Annotated in this window: 17 protein-coding genes; 7 read left to right on the plus strand and 10 right to left on the minus strand. The window is 56.0% G+C overall.

The features are described from left to right. Positions 1 to 792 precede the first annotated feature (792 nt). Positions 793 to 2265 (minus strand): pyridoxal-phosphate dependent enzyme, encoded by a 1473-nt coding sequence (locus D9K61_RS05460; RefSeq protein ID WP_120632249.1) that lies wholly within the window; start codon positions 2263 to 2265, stop codon positions 793 to 795. 371 nt (positions 2266 to 2636) lie between these two features. Here D9K61_RS05460 and D9K61_RS05470 point away from each other — a divergent pair, with 371 nt between their 5' ends. The 3 genes from D9K61_RS05470 to D9K61_RS05480 are packed head-to-tail and all read left to right on the plus strand — an operon-like array spanning position 2637 to position 5382. Further along, a complete protein-coding gene (locus D9K61_RS05470; protein ID WP_120632251.1) occupies positions 2637 to 3785 on the plus strand; it encodes an amidohydrolase in 1149 nt (382 codons plus the stop codon). Continuing rightward, complete coding sequence (locus D9K61_RS05475) at positions 3785 to 4978, plus strand: diaminopropionate ammonia-lyase (RefSeq protein ID WP_120632265.1); 1194 nt, start codon at positions 3785 to 3787, stop codon at positions 4976 to 4978. The genes D9K61_RS05470 and D9K61_RS05475 overlap by 1 nt, the downstream gene beginning before the upstream one ends. Positions 4979 to 5010: 32 nt before the next feature. Next, complete coding sequence (locus D9K61_RS05480) at positions 5011 to 5382, plus strand: cupin domain-containing protein (protein WP_120632252.1); 372 nt, start codon at positions 5011 to 5013, stop codon at positions 5380 to 5382. Here D9K61_RS05480 and D9K61_RS05485 read toward each other — a convergent pair. The 5 genes from D9K61_RS05485 to D9K61_RS05505 all read right to left on the minus strand — a co-directional run bounded on the left by D9K61_RS05485 (position 5379) and on the right by D9K61_RS05505 (position 9306). Beyond that, positions 5379 to 6167 (minus strand): arylmalonate decarboxylase, encoded by a 789-nt coding sequence (locus D9K61_RS05485; RefSeq protein ID WP_120632253.1) that lies wholly within the window; start codon positions 6165 to 6167, stop codon positions 5379 to 5381. The two genes, D9K61_RS05480 and D9K61_RS05485, sit on opposite strands and share 4 nt — an antisense overlap. A gap of 31 nt (positions 6168 to 6198) precedes the next feature. After that, positions 6199 to 7014 (minus strand): ectoine/hydroxyectoine ABC transporter ATP-binding protein EhuA, encoded by an 816-nt coding sequence (gene ehuA, locus D9K61_RS05490; RefSeq protein ID WP_120632254.1) that lies wholly within the window; start codon positions 7012 to 7014, stop codon positions 6199 to 6201. Positions 7015 to 7017: 3 nt separating this feature from the next. Beyond that, a complete protein-coding gene (gene ehuD / locus D9K61_RS05495) occupies positions 7018 to 7719 on the minus strand; it encodes an ectoine/hydroxyectoine ABC transporter permease subunit EhuD (RefSeq protein WP_120632255.1) in 702 nt (233 codons plus the stop codon). A gap of 3 nt (positions 7720 to 7722) precedes the next feature. Next, the gene (ehuC, locus tag D9K61_RS05500; RefSeq protein WP_120632256.1) at positions 7723 to 8388 is read right to left on the minus strand and encodes an ectoine/hydroxyectoine ABC transporter permease subunit EhuC; all 666 of its coding nucleotides are present in this window, start codon (positions 8386 to 8388) and stop codon (positions 7723 to 7725) included. Positions 8389 to 8469: 81 nt separating this feature from the next. Beyond that, positions 8470 to 9306, minus strand: coding sequence for a transporter substrate-binding domain-containing protein (locus D9K61_RS05505; protein ID WP_120632257.1), 837 nt, complete (start codon positions 9304 to 9306; stop codon positions 8470 to 8472). A 250-nt stretch (positions 9307 to 9556) separates the two neighbouring features. Here D9K61_RS05505 and D9K61_RS05510 point away from each other — a divergent pair, with 250 nt between their 5' ends. Then, on the plus strand, positions 9557 to 10006 hold the full coding sequence (locus D9K61_RS05510; protein WP_120632258.1) for an Lrp/AsnC family transcriptional regulator: 450 nt from the start codon (positions 9557 to 9559) through the stop codon (positions 10004 to 10006). Positions 10007 to 10021: 15 nt separating this feature from the next. Here D9K61_RS05510 and D9K61_RS05515 read toward each other — a convergent pair whose 3' ends face one another. Together D9K61_RS05515 and D9K61_RS05520 are read right to left on the minus strand one after the other, a co-directional pair. After that, on the minus strand, positions 10022 to 11200 hold the full coding sequence (locus D9K61_RS05515) for a Xaa-Pro peptidase family protein (protein ID WP_120632259.1): 1179 nt from the start codon (positions 11198 to 11200) through the stop codon (positions 10022 to 10024). Positions 11201 to 11213: 13 nt separating this feature from the next. Further along, positions 11214 to 12008, minus strand: coding sequence for a GntR family transcriptional regulator (locus tag D9K61_RS05520; RefSeq protein ID WP_371688452.1), 795 nt, complete (start codon positions 12006 to 12008; stop codon positions 11214 to 11216). Between the two features lie 134 nt (positions 12009 to 12142). Between D9K61_RS05520 and D9K61_RS05525 the strand changes: the two genes are divergently transcribed. From D9K61_RS05525 to D9K61_RS05535, 3 genes are read left to right on the plus strand one after another with little or no spacing between them, the layout of a single operon-like run. Continuing rightward, positions 12143 to 13012 (plus strand): phytanoyl-CoA dioxygenase family protein, encoded by an 870-nt coding sequence (locus D9K61_RS05525; protein WP_120632260.1) that lies wholly within the window; start codon positions 12143 to 12145, stop codon positions 13010 to 13012. Next, positions 13009 to 13779, plus strand: a complete 771-nt coding sequence (locus D9K61_RS05530; RefSeq protein WP_120632261.1) for an Asp/Glu racemase — start codon at positions 13009 to 13011, stop codon at positions 13777 to 13779. Before D9K61_RS05525 ends, D9K61_RS05530 begins: the two co-directional genes overlap by 4 nt. Before the next feature lie 12 nt (positions 13780 to 13791). After that, the gene (locus D9K61_RS05535) at positions 13792 to 16224 is read left to right on the plus strand and encodes an FAD-dependent oxidoreductase (RefSeq protein WP_120632262.1); all 2433 of its coding nucleotides are present in this window, start codon (positions 13792 to 13794) and stop codon (positions 16222 to 16224) included. Between the two features lie 516 nt (positions 16225 to 16740). On the opposite strand, the gene D9K61_RS26860 is transcribed toward D9K61_RS05535, so the two are convergent. Both D9K61_RS26860 and D9K61_RS05540 read right to left on the minus strand, forming a co-directional pair. After that, on the minus strand, positions 16741 to 16959 hold the full coding sequence (locus D9K61_RS26860) for a hypothetical protein (protein WP_162946747.1): 219 nt from the start codon (positions 16957 to 16959) through the stop codon (positions 16741 to 16743). Further along, positions 16956 to 17399 (minus strand): transposase (locus tag D9K61_RS05540; protein WP_174235080.1); only part of this gene is annotated, 444 nt, incomplete at its 5' end. The genes D9K61_RS05540 and D9K61_RS26860, both read right to left, overlap by 4 nt.

The following is a 17399-nucleotide window of genomic DNA, read 5'->3' on the forward strand; positions in this document are numbered from 1 at the left end:
GAAGTCAGCGTTTGACGGCTTGAGTCTTCATCGTTTTCTTCGCGCGAGGTTCTTTCGTCGCGTTGGTGGCAGCTGCGTTAGCCATCACCTTCGCGGCGCCCTTAGCTCCGGCAGTGCTAGCTGTCCGGCCTGGTGCGGCTAATTCTCTCGCTACACGCGCTGAACGCGGAGCTGCGCCTTCGGCATCCGCTCTCATAGTCCGCATTGCCTTCGCACGCTTTAGTTTCTTCTGTTCAAACGTGGCAGATTTCCTTGAGTAATTGTCTGAATTTCAATCTTCAATGCAACTACAATACATCAAATGGCTGTAGTAACAAAGCCTGTTAGTATATTAGATTGTAATCCAATCGTCTTTCTTTTCACTGGTTGCTCTGACTCCCACACTTGCGGTAGCGAATTCCGAGCCAAATCTGACAAGCGTTTAAGGGTGCTGCAGATCTTCAAGAGTTCAGCTCGACAGAGTTTTTGGGTTCGACTGTGATCAAAGTTTCAAAAGGCGATCGGATCTGGATTGACCAGTATTGTACGGACCGCTGAAAGCAGATAGTTAAGTGCGTCTTGGCACTCATAGTTCCCCCACATACGGGGCAGTTCTGCTTCGGTGATCCCGATGTATCCGGCGGTTCTCCCATCGAGGTTCCTGGTGGGCGGCTCTTCGGTGCCACGCAGAACGCTTCTGGGCGAACTACCGATGCCGAGGGCCTGGGTGTCGTCGGATTCGCAACTACTCCTACCTCTGCCCGGTGGACGCCCCAATGCGCGGCTGTCAGCGGCATGTCTTGGACGGATGTTTTACGCGGCATTGAACCGGTCAATCATACCGTCCCAAACCGGCACCAGATCCATCAACCCATCCCAGAATGACTGGTCGCGGCGGCGGTCGAAGGCTTCCAGCGAGGTGCCCTGCTGCTCGACCCAGGTATAGTAGGCAAGGTTGAAAATGCGTTCGCGGTCAAAACGGCCAAGCTCTTGCATGTGGTCGATGCCGGTGCCGAGAATATGTTGACCAAATGCCTCTGCCGCCTGCACCTCGCCAAAGCGCCCGCCAAAGTGCCGATCCTCGGCAATCGCCATCTCGGTGTGATACATGTCAGCGCCATCTGTCGCGACAGTCAGCACCACATCGTCTGCGCCAAGATCATTGAACTTCGCGTATTTGATCGCCCCGATGATATTCGCGATGGACGACAGGCCCAGATCACCCAGCTGCGCAATCTGCTCCTGGGCCAACCCCCGATGCTGAGACAGATAGGTGCGGCCTACTGACGTATTAAAGACAAGGTTCAGATCATCACAAGTGGCATCAGACACCCCGATGACAAAATCAGACCCCATCACGTTGTGGATCAGGGGGACATGTTTGTCGCCGATGCCTTGGATGTTGTGCTCTCCGTATCCGTTATACAGCAACGTGGGGCATTCCAGCGCCTCTATCACACCCGTCTGGGTGCCAAGCACCTGCTTCAGATGGTCACCCGCCGCCAATGTTCCGGCGGAGCCGGTCGCGGCGACAAAAGCACGCGCGGTCTTCGTGTTATCTGCATTCACGTAATCGAAAATTCGCTGCAGAGCCGGTCCCGTCACGGCGCGGTGGATGACATAGTTCCCGTATTCGCCAAATTGGTTGAGGATCAGGTTCTCGGTGTCTTTTGCCAATTCGTGGCATGCGTCATAGATTTCCTTGACGTTACTTTCTGTTCCAGGCGTACGGTAAATGTCATTCGGGTCGGCCAACCAGCGGTTTAGCCAGTCAAACCGTTCCTGGCTCATCCCTTCAGGTAAAACGGCCACCGACCGACACCCCAGCAGGGTGGCAATCGCAACACCTCCACGGCAATAGTTGCCGGTCGAGGGCCAGACAGCTCGGTGACGGGTGGCGTCAAATGCGCCCGACATCAAGCGCGGGATGAGGCAGCCATAGGCCGCCAAAACTTTATGCGTGTTGATCATAGGGAACCGATTGCCCAAGGCGACAACGATCTTTGCTTTCACACCTGTCAGAGCGTCGGGGAGGACGATATGCTCTGGTACCGACACCAGACTGCGGCGGTCTGCCCCATTATGCCAGTGCACACGGAAGAGGTTTCGTGCATCTGGTGAATCCGGATCCGCATCTGTGATATCAGCCATTTTTCCAGCAAGTCTTTCAGGAGGATCAGCCAAATCGGATATCCGCGGCAGCACAAGCCCAAGGCTGTGCAAGCTTTCAACATTGCGATCATAGCTCTCTTGGTGCGTGATCGTGGTTTCCAGCCCTGGAATCATCTCGTCTTCCCCTGTCTTGTTGGAATAGCCCTCGTCAGGGTAGCTGTGCCTCAAGAGAAAAAAAAAAGCGCAATTTGTCGCCTGAGCGTTACGAAATTGATTGCGATCGCGCAGAATTCGAGGTTTGCGCGCATAGCATGATTTTGCGGTTTATTCCGGCGGCGTCCCGTGGTTTTGCACCGTCTGACACCACTTTCCGACCGCCACAAATAAACGCCGAAGGCAGAATCACAGAGATCCGCATATCAACTTCTGGAAAGCGTTGCGAAATCGAAAAAATGCGAAGAATTTCATCGCCGGTTAGCAATCTTTTGATGATAACTTCCGCTCATACGGCGTAATATCACGCGGAAACAAAACAAGAGACGAAGATGAATGCCTTTCAGAACAGTTTGACTGACCTGCGACGGTCCTTTCATCGTGATCCGGAGGTCGGCTTTGACGAAGTGCGCACCAAGGCCAAGGTGGTCCGCCGCCTGCGCGCACTCGGCGTTGAAGTGCACGAAGGCATCGGAGTTATCGGCGTTTTGCAATCTGGCCACGGCAATCGCACCATCGGCCTGCGCGCTGACTTGGATGCTCTTCCGATCCAGGAGATCAGCACTCATGATTATGTCTCACAAAACGCCGGTGTGATGCATGCTTGTGGCCATGACGGACATATCACGATGCTCCTGGGAGCTGTTGAACTGTTGACCAGAAATCCCGATTTTGACGGTAAGGTCGTCTTTATCTTCCAGCCTAACGAAGAACTTGGGCTCGGGGCACGGGCGATGATCGATGACGGCATACTGGAACAGTTTCCACTGGATGAAGTCTATGCCATTCACAACCTGCCCGGCGCGCCATTGGGCGAGGTGTCAACCCGCGCAGGCCAAATCTGCGCGAGTGAGAGCTTGTTCGAGATCGAAATCGCAGGCCAGGGGGGCCATTCCTCCATGCCGCAGGTCGGAGTTGATGCGATCACGGTTGGCGCCGAAATGGTACAGGCGTTGCAGACCATCGTGTCACGGAAACTGGCGCCCAGTGCCGGGGCCGTCGTGTCTGTGACTGAATTCTTGACAGACGGACAACGCAACGTCTTGCCGGGCACCGCGATTTTGAAGGGCGACGTGCGGACCCGGTTGCCACAGGACAGGACGGACGTCGAACGCTTCATGCGTCAAATCGCCGATGGTATTGCGGCCGCCCATGGCGTGTGCGTCGAAACGACATTCAACACGGAATTTATCGAAACCATCAATGCTCAGGGACCGACCGAAGACGTGGTTCAGGCCGCAAGAAACGTTGGCCTCAACGCGATCGGCGATCGTCCCCCGATGAGCTTTTCTGAAGACTTCGCCCATTTCTGTGCGGCGGTGCCGGGATGCTTCCTGCTTCTTGGAAATGGCACCAAACCACCTTTTAGCCAGCCGCTGCATGCTGCGGATTATGATTTCAACGACGCGCTCCTTCCTATTGGTGCTGCTCTTTGGGCGCAGCTTGTGAAGGACCGCCTGCCAAAACGAAAGACCACATGATGACCACTCTACTTCCCAAAGCGCCCATCCGGCATGTCGCCGCAAAGCTGACCAAAGGGGATGCCGCGCATCGTGTCCTGACAGCTGAGAGTTTCGCGACTGCCAACCGGGAAATTACCGCATGGGATGGCTATGCACCAACCCCGCTGGTCTCTCTTTCCGCGATCGCCGCCGAGATCGGCGTCGGTGAGATCCTTTACAAAGACGAAGGCCCACGCTTTGGGCTTGGCAGCTTCAAGGCACTGGGTGGGTCCTATGCAGCTCTTAGGGTTCTGCAGCGCGAGATTTCCAAGCGCTTGGATAAGGATGTGTCCCTTGCCGATATCCGACACGGGACATACGCCGGCGAATGCGCGGCGATCACGCTTGTGTCTGCGACCGACGGCAACCATGGACGATCGCTTGCCTGGGGCTGCAAACGCTTTGGCGTGCCCTGCCGCATTTATGTTCATGCCGAAGTCAGCGAAGGTCGCGCCGCTGCGATGCGCGATCTGGGGGCTGAGGTGGTTCGGATTGAAGGGGATTATGACGAGTCGGTCCTGCTTGCGAAGACGGAAGCCGAAGACAACGGTTGGTTCGTAGTCTCTGACACTTCCTGGCCCGGCTATTCGTTGCCCCCGCGCGACGTGATGTGCGGTTATGGCGTCATGGTTCAGGAAGTTTGCGATGCACTGGATCAGGCGCCGACCCATGTGTTTTTGCAGGGCGGTGTTGGTGGGCTGGCGGCCGGGGTGATTGCGGCGCTGCGGCAGTATTGGGGCGAAGCCTCCCCTCGGCCGATCATTGTTGAGCCTGAGCTTGCCGCTTGCCTGTTTGAAAGCGCAAAGACCGGTGCGGCAACGAAAGTCACCATTGCTGAGGAATCATTGATGGCCGGGTTGTCCTGCGGCGAACCATCAGGGCTGGCGTGGGAAATCCTTTCAGAGGAAGCTACCGATTATCTGACGATCCCCGAGGCGCTGGTTGCCCCGGCAGTACGGTTGTTGGCCAAACCGCGAGGCAACGATACGGCAATCGAAGCAGGGGAAAGCGCCGTTGCGGGACTGGCTGCCTTGATCGCTGCGATGGCGGATACATCCCTTGCTGAAAAACTTGGTCTGGAGTCGACGTCCCGCGTATTGTTAATCGGGTCGGAAGGCGTGACTGATCAGGCGATATTCAACATGATTATGGAAGGCCATGAGGCCGCGTGATGGAGTAAATTCAGACCTGCGGAGGCACATAAATGTCAAAATACAAACCGGGGGATGATGTTGGGCCACTTGAATACTGGCCGTTTGACGCCCCGGAAAGCGACTATGTGATCACCCATGGCGCACCAAAGGCCTATGGTCGCATTGATGCTGGCGGTCCGGGCCACACAACCCGATACGGAATCTGGCGCTGTACCAAGGGTGCGTTTGAATGCACTGAGCAAGGCGATGAACTGATGACCGTTTTGTCAGGAAGATGCCGTCTCATCCAGCACGACACTGGCAAAGCAATTGACCTTGGCCCGGGTGACACCTTGTTTGTTTTTGACGACAAAAGGGTGACTTGGGACGTTAGTGAAGACATCACCAAAGTATTCTTCGGGCACAAGGCAGATGGCTACTAGGGCAAAAGCTCTGTGCCGGGATGTTGGAACAGTTGACCAAAACCAGATAGCTTGTCAGGAATCCCCGCCCGCCGCAGGCAGCTCCAGAATTGGGCTTGATTGGATGTGATAACGGGCTTGCCGATAATTTGCTCGATCTCTTCAGCCACTTCCAGGGCGCGGATACCACCGCAGGACAGAAAGACCGCGTCGGCATCAATCTGATCAATCTGAATTGCAAATTCTTTCCAATAGGCGGGGGAGACCTGTCCAAACTCAATCCCCGTTTCCAGATTGAGGCCCTGAATATCAACGATATCAAATCCTTTTTGAACAAGGAACTCTGCTTCGGCAGTGTTGATTTCGTCCAGATAGGGCGTTCCCACGACCAATCTTTGCGCGCCGATAGCTCTCAAGGCATCAACAACGCCTGTCACAATGCACATTGGCCGCGCCCAAGGAGCGCCTTTGACAATTTGGTCAAACACAGGCTGTTCGCCATTGACGATGGACCCGCTTGTGCAGCCATAGCTGATCACTTCGGGCTTCATGTCCGGCTGCAGCCGCGACGCGGCATCGGCCATGTGTTCAATGTGCCGCGCAAGTGTTTCACGGGTGGTGTAGTCTTCGGTCTTCAACCGGGTGATGTGAATGCCAACGCCCGGCGGTGTCATGTCGAAAAAGTCCTGCTCACTGGCAAGATCCGTTGACATCAGGATAAATCCAATCTGCGCACGATCGTGGCGGCCGTCGTCCAGAACTGGCTTCCAGATCTTTGACGTGACCTCATCACCGGATTTGAACATTGGAACTTCCTCCGAAAGTGGCAATAGAAGATTAGACGGCTTCTTTGACCGCGCTTAGGAATTGTTGTGTGCGCTCGCGTTTCGGGTTTCCGAACAACTCGGCCGGAGGTCCCTGCTCTTCAATCTTGCCGCCGTAAAAGAAACAAACACGATCAGAGATGTCGCGGGCAAACCCCATCTGGTGCGTCACCATCAACATAGTCAGGTTGTGCTCTGACACCAGTTTGCGAATGACATTCGTCACTTCGCCGATAACTTCAGGGTCGAGCGCCGAAGTCACCTCGTCAAACAGCATCACCTTTGGGCGCATCGCCAAAGCGCGTGCAATCGCGACACGTTGCTGCTGGCCGCCAGACAGCCGGGACGGGTGCTGGTCTTTCTTATCGGCCATGCCTACAAGCTCCAGCAGTTCCTCACCACGGTCGCGCGCTTCACCCTTGGACAAACCAAGGACCTGGACCGGCCCTTCCATGCAGTTCTGGATTGCCGTCATGTGCGGGAATAAGTTGAAGTGCTGGAAGCACATACCGATGTCGCTGCGCCGGGCCCGAAAATGCTTCTCGCTTGCCGGCACCAATTTGCCACCCTGCGCCATATGGGTTAGCGGCTTGCCATCCACATAGATGACCCCGCAATTGATCTTTTCCAGCGTCATCAGCATGCGTAAGACGGTTGTCTTGCCCGACCCAGACGGTCCAATAACCGACACCATTTCACCGGCTGCGACGTCCAGATCAAGGTCATCCAGAACTACCAGTGACCCATAAGCTTTGCGCACCTTCTTGAAGCTCACCATCGGACTATTCTCTCCCACGGTTTCGAGTGGGAAACCTGACAAATCTTCCATTTCTTACATTCCTAGTTTACGGCGCACGAATCCTTCGAATGCGCGGATAAGGCCTGCGGCAGGCAGTGAGAGCGCAAGAAAAATAACACCAACGATGGTGTATGCTTCCAGGTAGCGCCATGTTTCTGAGCCGATTGCGTTTGCCGTATGGATCAGTTCGGCAACGCCGATCACCGACAACATGGGCGTGTCTTTGAAAATACCGACAAGGTAATTGCCTAAGCCCGGAATGGCCGGCGGGATCGCCTGCGGGATTATCAATCGTTTGTAGGTCTGCGCGGTGGTCATGTTCAAAGCGGTCGCCGCTTCCCATTGACCTTTTGGCACACTGTCAATCCCTCCGCGGTAGACCTCGGACAGATAGCAGGAATAGTGCAGACCGATGGCGATCATACCCGATACCCATGGGCTAAGCGTGATGCCAAACTGCGGACCCACGTAGAAGATAAAGAAGATCTGCAGCAGCAGCGGGGTTGAGCGAACAAATTCGACGAACTCGCGTACGAAAAAGGTTAGAATCCTGTTCTGGCTCCGCTGCGCAAGGGCAAAAGCCAAGCCGAGTACAAGCGCGATAAGATAACCCGCAGCGGCAGCGATCAAAGTATTGCCGGTTGCCTCAATCAGGCGCGGCAGGATTTCCCATGCGTAATCCCAGCGCCAATCGAATTTTGGGAACCAATCGTCCGTGAATAACCAGTCAAACATGGTTTACGCCCTCCCCAACTTGCGGGCCATGAAGCCCTCAAGCCAACGCATGAACGGGGTCAGCAAAAAGCGTGCCAGAATATAGTAGATGACCAATGCAGTGCCAAATATCTGCGCCGATAAATATGTGCTAGCGTTGATTTGTTTGGCTTGGAACATCAGATCCGCGACAGAGATCAGCGAAACCAAGGCCGTCCCTTTCAGGATTTCAACCATCAGGTTACCCCATGCTGGAAGCATGTTCACCAACGCTTGAGGAAGAATAATGCGCCACATTCGGCGGGCTGCGCTCATGTTGATGGCGGTTGCCGCTTCCCATTGGCCTTTGGGTACGGCCATTATGCCGCCACGCACAAGTTCTGCCCCATAGGCCCCTGCGTTTAGTCCAATAGCGACCCAACCGGCCGTGAATTTCTCAAGCGTCACTCCGAACAAGGGAAGTACAAAGAAAATCCAGTAGAGCTGCACCAATAGCGAGGTGCCGCGAAAAATCTCGATGTAGACAACAGCGGATCCTTTGATGGCCCTGTTCGATGACATTTTCATCAAGCCGAACACAAGCGCCAGACCAACAGTAAGGATCGCGCCAAGCAGGAACTGAGCGACAGTCACGCCCGTGCCTGACATCAAGAGCGGCCAGTATTGGCTCAGAAATTCAAATAAGCTCATTAGGAGTGCCTAGATCTGGTGGTGTCATAAATTGTGGCAGGCCCGCTGAGGCCTGCCACTCTGTCCGTCTGCGAACAGAAATTAGCGGTTTGCGCATGCCCATTCCGCCGTCGTGTCACCTGGAAGGTGATCCACGGTGTATTCATGCTCGGCGACGACCGCCATCATTTCGTCCGTGCCAAGGTAGCCAGCGAGGGCTTCGTTGAAGCTGGCTAGGAAGTCCTGATCTTCATGACGGAAGCCAATGCCAGCAAAGTTCTGGCTCCAGATTGGCATAAGCGAGACGTCTCCCAGCTCGATTTCATCGTGATCTTCGGCTAGGTGCGACGCTTCGAAATAAGTCAGGATCGCCGCATCGGCGCGGCCAGCCTTAAGTGCCGCAACCATTTCTGTCGGGCCGGGCACCTGCATCAGGCTGTCGCCATCGATTCCGACCCGCTGTGCGGCCTCTACGGTATTGTAACCTGCACCCGTCACCATCGTGAAGCCACCGTCGAGAATGTCGGTGTAATTGTTGATGTTGTTTGGATTGCCCGCAGGCACCAGAACACCATCACCGGATTTTGCTACCGGCTCGGAGAACGAAACATTTTCACAACGCGAATTCAGGATGTACATGCCACCTGTAATAAGATCGAAACGCTCTGCCTTCAGGCCTGGAATCAACCCGCCCCAATCGGTGACAACGGCTTCGACGTTTGTGAGACCCATTTTGGCAAGTGTCTGGATGGCGATGTCATTTGTGAAGCCATCCGCATTGCCATTCTCATCCGGGTATCCCCAAAGCGGAATGTTTGCAAAACCAATGCGGATTGTTTCGCCGGCGTCGATGCGATCCTGCAATGGACCCGCCAAAGCTGTTGTTGCTGTGGCTGCGATTGCGATGCTCACTGCGATCAGGGTTTTCTTGACTTTCATGGACTATGTTCCTCCTTGCCATTGTTACGTGGGACGTGCGCCAAAAGGGTAGCGGCCGTTGGGAGTGTGCGTGCGCCCTGCAGCAAGGACATTCCTTCAACTGCATTGTCGGTGATCACGCACTTTTTTGGATTTGCCCCCCGACTAATACGCTCTACTTTATTAGCGATCAGGGAAGGATTTCGTCAAAATACTCGTTCTTGCGATTAAATGTGTTGCGTAACGAGTAAGTGCCGAACTAAATCGACGCATGGATGACAAAGACCTCGAAATTCTGAAACTTGTTCAAAGCGATGCCCGCTTAACAGCGGAAGCTCTTGGTATTGAGATCGGGTTGTCACCGCCAGCAGTTCAAAAACGCCTAAAGAAGTTGCGTGAAACCGGCGTGATCGAGCGGGAGATTGCGGTTCTTTCTTCACCCAAGTTGGGTCGGGGAATGACGGTGATTGTCCAGGTCATGCTCGAACGCGAAAGCCGCAGGCATTTGGATGATTTCAAACGCCGCATGCGAACCGCCCCGGCAGTCCAGCAGTGCTATTATGCGACAGGAGAAGCCGATTTCATCCTGGTTGTGATCGTGAAGGACATTGCCGAATACGAGGAGTTTACCCAAGAGTACTTTTTCGACGAGTCGAACGTCAGCAAATTCACGTCTTCGATCGTCATGGATCGCGTAAAGGTGTCGTTGGATATCATTTAGCGCCGCGGTTCATGCCTAGCTAACGACCGGCAAGTCCGCTGCTGCGCGCGACGTAAGCAGACATGCCTCGCCCCCACTCACCACAATGTTCTCTTCGTGCACCATCATGAGCCCGTCACCATAGCTAAGCGATGGCTCGATGGTCAGCACCATATTCTCTTTCAGCTCAGTCTCGTCGAAAGCAGCGTGCGAGGGCTGCTCGGTTAGTTGCATTCCCAGCCCATGTCCTAGCCGCCCGATATCGCCGCCAGAACTGTCCATTTCAGCAATGACAGTCGACATCGCAATGAACAGATCACGGCAAGTATTACCGGGTTTTGCGGCTTCGATCCCAGCTTGCGTGGCGCGCCACAACACGTCATATGCCCGCCTGGCGTCGTCGCTCGCGTAGCCGATGGCCCAATTGCGATCAAAGTCGCAGAAATATCCATCCCAGGTGCAGCCAGTATCCAGCATCAGCACATCGCCACGCTGCAAAGATCGACGCGATGGGGGCGAGATCACGTCGGAATAGCCACCTTGATCGGCGGCACCGACAACATAAGGTGCGTCGTCTGCACCATATCCAATCGCGGCCAGGCGGAATTGGCGGAACACCTCTTCCAATGGCATCCCTTCGTGAATGACCTCTGGTACCTTGCCAAATGCGACAGAGCCAATCGCACAAATGTGCCCCAGCTTTTCGATCTCGGCCGGGGATTTGATCATGCGCAGCCCCTGTACCAACCCGGTTACATCGGCAATCTCAAGCCCCGGTAACCCGGCCATCAGCCGTTCCCAATCTCCCAGCGGCATTTGCAATTTGGTCTCATGGCCCTTCATTACGCCGATCTTTGCACCCTCTTTTGCCAGCGGCCCAAGAAGGTCAAGCAACAGGCTGATCCCGTCATCTTGCGGGGTTGGGGCGCTCCACGTTCGGATGTCATCAATCCAACCGCGGCGCATCAGTTCGGCCCCGATTTCCGGGATCACAGCAATAGGTTTGCCGGTGGCGGGGACGAACACAAACCAAGGGCGCGTCGGACTTTGCCAGAACAGTGTATGGAAACCCGTGAAATAACGGACATCCTGCTCGCTCATCAGCAACATGCCCGCTAGGCCCGACACCGCCATCGCGGCTTGCGCCTTGGCGGTGCGGGCGCTGAATTCGGCGTCGTGAAATCCGCGGTCAGGGGCTGTGGCGGTCAATGGCATGTTGTGGTGTCCTTCATTCCTTGTCAGAGCTTTGTGGGCTGACAATCGCGTGGGCCGAAAATTCAGCCATCTCGCCGCGCCATACCTGACGTCCTAAGCAAAACGGCACGCCGGCCGCGTCGCGGATTACCTGTTCCAGTTCGATCACCGTGTTGCTGGCGGAAATACTCAAAAGCTGCGCCTCGTCTGTTTGCACACCGCGCATCCGGATCATGATGTCGCCGGAGCTGGCAGACATGTCATAGCTTTTCTCAAGGATCTGTGTGGTCGACTGGCACAGATCATGTTGCAGGAAATCAGGAAACCGGTCTGCAGGCAGATACTCGGTCTCGATAAAGACCGGATGACCGCCTGTATGGAAAAGGCGGGTGTAGGCGATGATCGGGCTGCCTTCGGGCAGTTCGAATAGCTCAGCCAATCTGCTGTCTGCAACGGTCGCGGCCGTCTCGACGACTTCAATCCTAAGGTCGACATCATTGGTCTGCGCAGTGCTGACAAAGCTAACCATGTTGCTGACATTGTATTTCAGTCGCTGGGGCGAAACGAAGCGTCCGCGCCTATCCGCACTGTAAACCAGCCCCTCGTTTTCCAACGCTTCGAGCGCCCGGCGGGCTGTCATCCGGCTGACGTCGAATTGCTCTGACAGGTTGCGTTCAGACGGGAGGATGTCGTGTTCTTTCAATACACCGGTTGCAATTTGCCCCCTGATTTCGCCAGCAATTTGCAAAAAGCGAGGGCGGGACGACGTATCGTCTTGGCTGTCTCTGCTTCCTTGCTTGCCCAACAAAACTGCGGTCCCTCGAATCACCGGTCACCGAATGGTTGTATGGTATATACCAGTTTCATCAAGTGTTTTGTTTTGTGTTGACAGGTCCGGAACCTTTCTAGTTAACTTACGCCAAGTTCACCTGGTATATACCAGATCACTAAGGAGAACATCCAGTGGGATTATTGACGCAAGAGCAGAAAAGTACCTTCTGGCGCGACGGTGTGATCGTCTTGGAAAATGCGGTCAGCGCAGATGAATTGGCTGATCTGCGCTCCGAATTTGCAGCTTGGGTCGATGAAAGCCGCGCATATGACGACGACTACGGAGAGACCCTTGATGGCCGTCCCCGTTTCGATTTGCAGCCCGGACATAACGCCGACACGCCTGGTCTGCGCCGCGTGCAATCGCCCGAAGAAGTGTCGGGCGTTTTCGCAGGCATTATGCGTAATGCAGCCACCGTCGATTTCTGCGCCGAACTAATCGGCCCCGGTATCCGGTTTCACCACGGCAAAGTGAACTCAAAACTGCCGGGCACCGCGACACAGGTCAAATGGCATCAGGATTTCCCGTTCGAGCCGATGACGAATGACGACATGATCACTGCCTTGCTGTTTATCGACGAAGTGACGCTTGGAAACGGGCCACTCGAAGTACTGCCCGGCACCCACAAAGGTCCGATCCATTCGCATTGGCATGACGGCGTGTTCACCGGCGCTGTAGACGATGCCATTGTCGACGCACAGCGCGAAAAAATTGTGAAATGCACGGGCAAGGCCGGTTCGGTTTGCTTGATGCACGCCAACCTGCTGCACGGTTCCGCGCCGAACCTGTCGGACACATCCCGCACGCTCTACATCATCACCTATTATGCCGAGGACGCGATTGAGCTGAGTCCCAACCATCTGCCCAGCAAGTTCACACACGAATTGATACGTGGTGAGGCAAGTGGACGTGTGCGGTGTACGCCATACGACATGGCCCTGCCTGCCGTGCCCAAAGGCACATCCTTCTTTGCCCAGCAGGAAGGGGCGGATGCTGGATGACTGACACGATCGAGGCACTCGAATTCAGCACCGATGACGGCCTCGGTACACGGGCACGTATGGGGCTGATTGTCCTCCAAACGGACCAAACCATCGAGCACGAATTCGCGCAGATCTTGGGGTCGGAAAAGAACGTCGCCCTGTACGCCGCGCGCATTCCAAACGCGATGGAAGTGTCCGCAGATACGCTGCGCCAGATGGCGATCGATCTTCCGCGAACCGCGGCACTATTACCGACGCAATTCGGATTTGACGTGTTGGGCTATGCCTGCACGTCGGGCGCAACCATGATCGGAGAAGACAGGGTGGACAGCCTTATCCGCGAGGTTCATCCCCAAGCAAAGACGACCAATCCAATCAGCGCCAGCAAAGCGGCATTGGCAGCACTTGACCTGAAACGCATCGCCCTAGTTACGCCCTATCCTGTTGATGTCACACTGGAAATGCAGGCCAACCTGCAAGCTGCCGGGTATGAGACCACGGCGGTGGCCACCTTCGGTCAGTCAGATGATTTCACTGTCGCCCGCATCAGCGCCGACAGTATCTTGCAGGCGGTCAAACAGATCGGTGCGCGGGACGATTGCGAAGGTGTCTTTGTCTCATGCACCAGCTTGCGCGCTTTGCAGGTTATTCCACGCGCAGAGGCGGCCCTCGGCAAACCCGTTGTTTCAAGCAATCAGGCGCTCGCCTGGCACATGATGCGCCTTTCAGGCCTTAAGGCAGGTCCAACGAACACCGGTCGCCTGTTCGCGACACAGTTAACCTAAGCAGGAACTACCATGGACAAACCTCTCCCCACCCACGCACAAGTGGTGATAATCGGCGGTGGCATTCACGGCTGTTCGGTGGCCTACCACTTGACAAAGGCAGGCTGGAAGGATGTCATCCTGCTGGAACGCAAGGCCCTGACCAGTGGCACCACTTGGCACGCTGCGGGTCTTGTCGGACAATTGCAGGGCAGCCATGCAACCACGGCCTTTGCCAGCTATGGCGTGGAACTGATGCAAGAAATCGAAGCCGAAGCAGGCCAGAGCCCCGGCTTTCGGCAATCCGGATCCATCTCTATCGCGGTCAACGAAGAACGGTTGGCAGAGCTGAAACGCAAGGCCGATTTCGCCTCTCTGTTCGGGATTGAAGCGCATTACATGGACACCGCCGAGATCCTAGAACGCTGGCCGTTGATGAATGCCGACGGTGTCTTGGGTGGTATCCACATGCCCTCTGACGGCTCGGCCAACCCGATTGACCTGACCCAGGCGCTTGCCAAAGGCGCGCGGATGCATGGTGCGACGATCCGTGAACGCATCAAGGTTGAGGAGGTACTAACAGAGGGCGGCAAAGTCACTGGCGTGCGCACAGACGCAGGCACGATCTCGGCAGATGTCGTCGTTAACTGCGGTGGCATGTGGGCGCGCGAGTTGGGGTACAAGAACGGCGTCGGCATCCCACTTCATGCCTGCGAACACTACTACCTTGTGACCGAACCGATCCCCGATCTGCCCAGCGACCTGCCCGTGCTGCGATCCTATTGTGATGGAACCTACTGGAAGGAAGATGCAGGCAAGCTGCTGTTCGGCTTTGCACATTTCCACGCCAAGGTTTGGGCAAAGGACGGCATCCCCGAGAGTTTTGAATTCGACAGCCTGCCCTTTGTCGAGGACGATGTGATGGAAGTGCTGGAACTCAGCATGAACCGCGTGCCCATTTTGCAGGAAACGGGCATTCGGACGTTCTTCAACGGTCCCGAAAGCTATTCCCACGACGGTCGCTTCACCTTGGGCGAGGCACCTGACCTTAAGGGGTACTACGTTCTGGCTGGCGTAAATTCGACCGGTATACAATCCGGCCCTGGTGCGGGTAAGGCGCTGGCCGACTGGATCATGGCAGGCCACCCTCCTCTGGATCTGGCCGAGATGGACCCGGCCCGCATCGAAGACTGGCAGGCCCGCGACCCCTACTTGCGAGAACGCTGCCCGGAAACGCTGGTGCTGACCTACGCGATGCATTGGCCGGGTCGCCAACGCGAAAGCGCACGTGGCTTGCGCCGCACGCCGTTCTACCACGCGATGAAAGCCAAAGGTGCCGTCTACGCCGAGGCTCAGGGCTGGGAACGCCCAGGCTGGTTTGCGCCCGAGGGCGTCACGCCGGAATACGACTACTCCTTTCATCGCCCCAGTTGGTTCGACCACGCTCAAGCCGAACAAAAGGCCGCCCGCGAAGGCGTGGCGATGATCGACTATTCCATGCTGGGCAAACTGATGGTCGAAGGCACGGACGCATTGTCCTTCCTGCAACGCATCTGCACCAATGATATCGACGTGCCTGTTGGCCGCGTGGCTTATACGCTGATGCTGAACGAACGCGGCGGCATTGAAAGCGACGTTACCGTGGCCCGCCACGGGGAGGACGCCTTCATGGTCATGTCCTCGATTTCGCATACCCGCCGTGACCGCGACCACCTGCAACGCTACATTTCCGACAGCGAAGACGTACGCCTGCAAGACGCAACTTCGGCATATGCTGTGTTGTCAGTCGCTGGCCCCAAGGTGCGCGACCTGTTGGCCGCGGTCAGTGATGTTGATTTGTCGAATGAGGCTTTCCCGTTCAACAGCCTACAGCATTTTTACATCGGCCACGCACCCGTCTTTGCGCAGCGTCTGTCCTACACTGGTGAGTTGGGATGGGAGATTTTCATTACACCCGATTTTGCCGAGCATGTGTTTGAAGTCCTCTGCGCGGCGGGCGTGCCGCTGGGCCTGCGACTGGTGGGCGGCGAAGCCTTGAATGCTCTACGGATCGAGAAAGGCTTTTTACACTGGGGCCATGATATGTCTTACACTGAAGCACCTCATCAAGTTGGTCTGGGGTTTGTCTGCAAGCCCGAAAAGGCTATCCCGTTTATCGGGCGTGACGCCTTTGTTATTCGCAAGACTGACGGCAAAGGCCCATTCCTGTATCACATCAAATTGCAAGATGCCGTCCCCCTGCTGCACCACAACGAACCTGTGCTGAAAGACGGAAAAGTCGCAGGCTACATAGCGAGTGGTGCCTATGCCTATGCGCAAGGTGCGGCCATCGGGACCTGCTTTATCAACTCAGAAGACCGGACTACGGTCACGCACGGAGCATTTGCTGTCATGGTAGAGGGGCAGACCATTCCGGCGACCGTCAGTTTGCGCCCTTTCTCCAAACCCCAGCTATCAAACCTATGACGCAAGGCTTTACAAGGATTCGGCGGATCTGAATTTAGCCATCGCCGGTAGCCTAACTGCCCTCAGAACGTAGCGATCAACGCTTGATCCTGCAGCTACCAATGTTCTCAGACCAAACATGGCAACTCAGACATCGATGTCCGCGCCCAACTGAATAAGAGGTTCTCACGGCAACCGCAGCAAACGGCCGCTTTGCGCCGTTGCAGTGTTGCCGCCAATTGAAAGCGACCAACAAACTAAGTGCGGTCAAGGTCGGTTTTGTCCGCTCCTCGATGGTCGACCCCGCCCGCGGCGAAAGAGCGGTTTGGATTTAGCCGAGTTTCACACCAATGAACGACTGCAATCGGGAAATCCTCGGCGATGCAACCAATAGCGTGCCGCAGATGCGAGGAGTTTCTGCGTCAGCAAAAGCGGCGTGAACAAAAGGCGGCAAAGTCTAAGGTTTGTGGCTGCTGTCAGCGTGAGCTGCAGCGGCGATAAATCTGACAAGGAGGAAAGCGCGGGCGGCTTTCGCTGCTATGGGGATAGTGGCTCGAGGCTTGGTTGGCGGATGCCATGACGCTTGAGGCTGACGACACCGATCCGTGCCGGCCAGCTGATCTTTCTGGGCCCATGCCGCGGGATCGTCATTTTGCTGTTGCCATTGGCCTGCTGCAACGTGGGTTTCGGTGGAGTGGCCGCAACGACTGGTCCGGTGCCTGCTGATGGTGGAACCAGGTGTGAGGGCTGGATCATGCGGCATCCTCCCAGGGTGGCGCGCGGGATCGCGGGGTCTGACCGCGGGTGAAGGTCTCGATGACCACCATGGCGCCGCCGCATTTCGGGCAAGGCTGAAGCTGGTCGTCTTCGTCAGCGCCGGTGAGCGGAGGTTCGTGGGCCATTTGATCCGGCTTTGGTTCGCTGTCGAGCAAGCGCCTGATCATTGCGATCCTGTCACGACGGATGCCGTTGGCGAGGAAGCCCGCATGGCGGATGCGGTGGAAGCCCGACGGCAGGACGTGGATCAGGAAGCGGCGGATGAACTCCGCCGTTGGCAGGCGCATGACCTTCATGCGATCGCCTTTCTTGATCCGGTAGTCCTTCCACCGGAAGGCCACGGTGTCGGCATCTGCGCTGACGAGGCGGTGGTTCGAGATCGCGACGCGGTGGATGTAGCGGCTGAGGTAGGCCAGTAC

Origin of the sequence: Ruegeria sp. EL01, from assembly GCF_900313035.1 — a bacterium.
GTDB lineage: Bacteria > Pseudomonadota > Alphaproteobacteria > Rhodobacterales > Rhodobacteraceae > Ruegeria.

Coding starts and splice junctions, on each gene's coding strand:
- D9K61_RS05460 (WP_120632249.1), bottom strand. CDS start 2,265: ATGATTCCAGGGCTGGAAACCACGATCACGCACCAAGAGAGCTATGAT.
- D9K61_RS05470 (WP_120632251.1), top strand. CDS start 2,637: ATGAATGCCTTTCAGAACAGTTTGACTGACCTGCGACGGTCCTTTCAT.
- D9K61_RS05475 (WP_120632265.1), top strand. CDS start 3,785: ATGACCACTCTACTTCCCAAAGCGCCCATCCGGCATGTCGCCGCAAAG.
- D9K61_RS05480 (WP_120632252.1), top strand. CDS start 5,011: ATGTCAAAATACAAACCGGGGGATGATGTTGGGCCACTTGAATACTGG.
- D9K61_RS05485 (WP_120632253.1), bottom strand. CDS start 6,167: ATGTTCAAATCCGGTGATGAGGTCACGTCAAAGATCTGGAAGCCAGTT.
- ehuA (WP_120632254.1), bottom strand. CDS start 7,014: ATGGAAGATTTGTCAGGTTTCCCACTCGAAACCGTGGGAGAGAATAGT.
- ehuD (WP_120632255.1), bottom strand. CDS start 7,719: ATGTTTGACTGGTTATTCACGGACGATTGGTTCCCAAAATTCGATTGG.
- ehuC (WP_120632256.1), bottom strand. CDS start 8,388: ATGAGCTTATTTGAATTTCTGAGCCAATACTGGCCGCTCTTGATGTCA.
- D9K61_RS05505 (WP_120632257.1), bottom strand. CDS start 9,306: ATGAAAGTCAAGAAAACCCTGATCGCAGTGAGCATCGCAATCGCAGCC.
- D9K61_RS05510 (WP_120632258.1), top strand. CDS start 9,557: ATGGATGACAAAGACCTCGAAATTCTGAAACTTGTTCAAAGCGATGCC.
- D9K61_RS05515 (WP_120632259.1), bottom strand. CDS start 11,200: ATGCCATTGACCGCCACAGCCCCTGACCGCGGATTTCACGACGCCGAA.
- D9K61_RS05530 (WP_120632261.1), top strand. CDS start 13,009: ATGACTGACACGATCGAGGCACTCGAATTCAGCACCGATGACGGCCTC.
- D9K61_RS05535 (WP_120632262.1), top strand. CDS start 13,792: ATGGACAAACCTCTCCCCACCCACGCACAAGTGGTGATAATCGGCGGT.
- D9K61_RS26860 (WP_162946747.1), bottom strand. CDS start 16,959: ATGATCCAGCCCTCACACCTGGTTCCACCATCAGCAGGCACCGGACCA.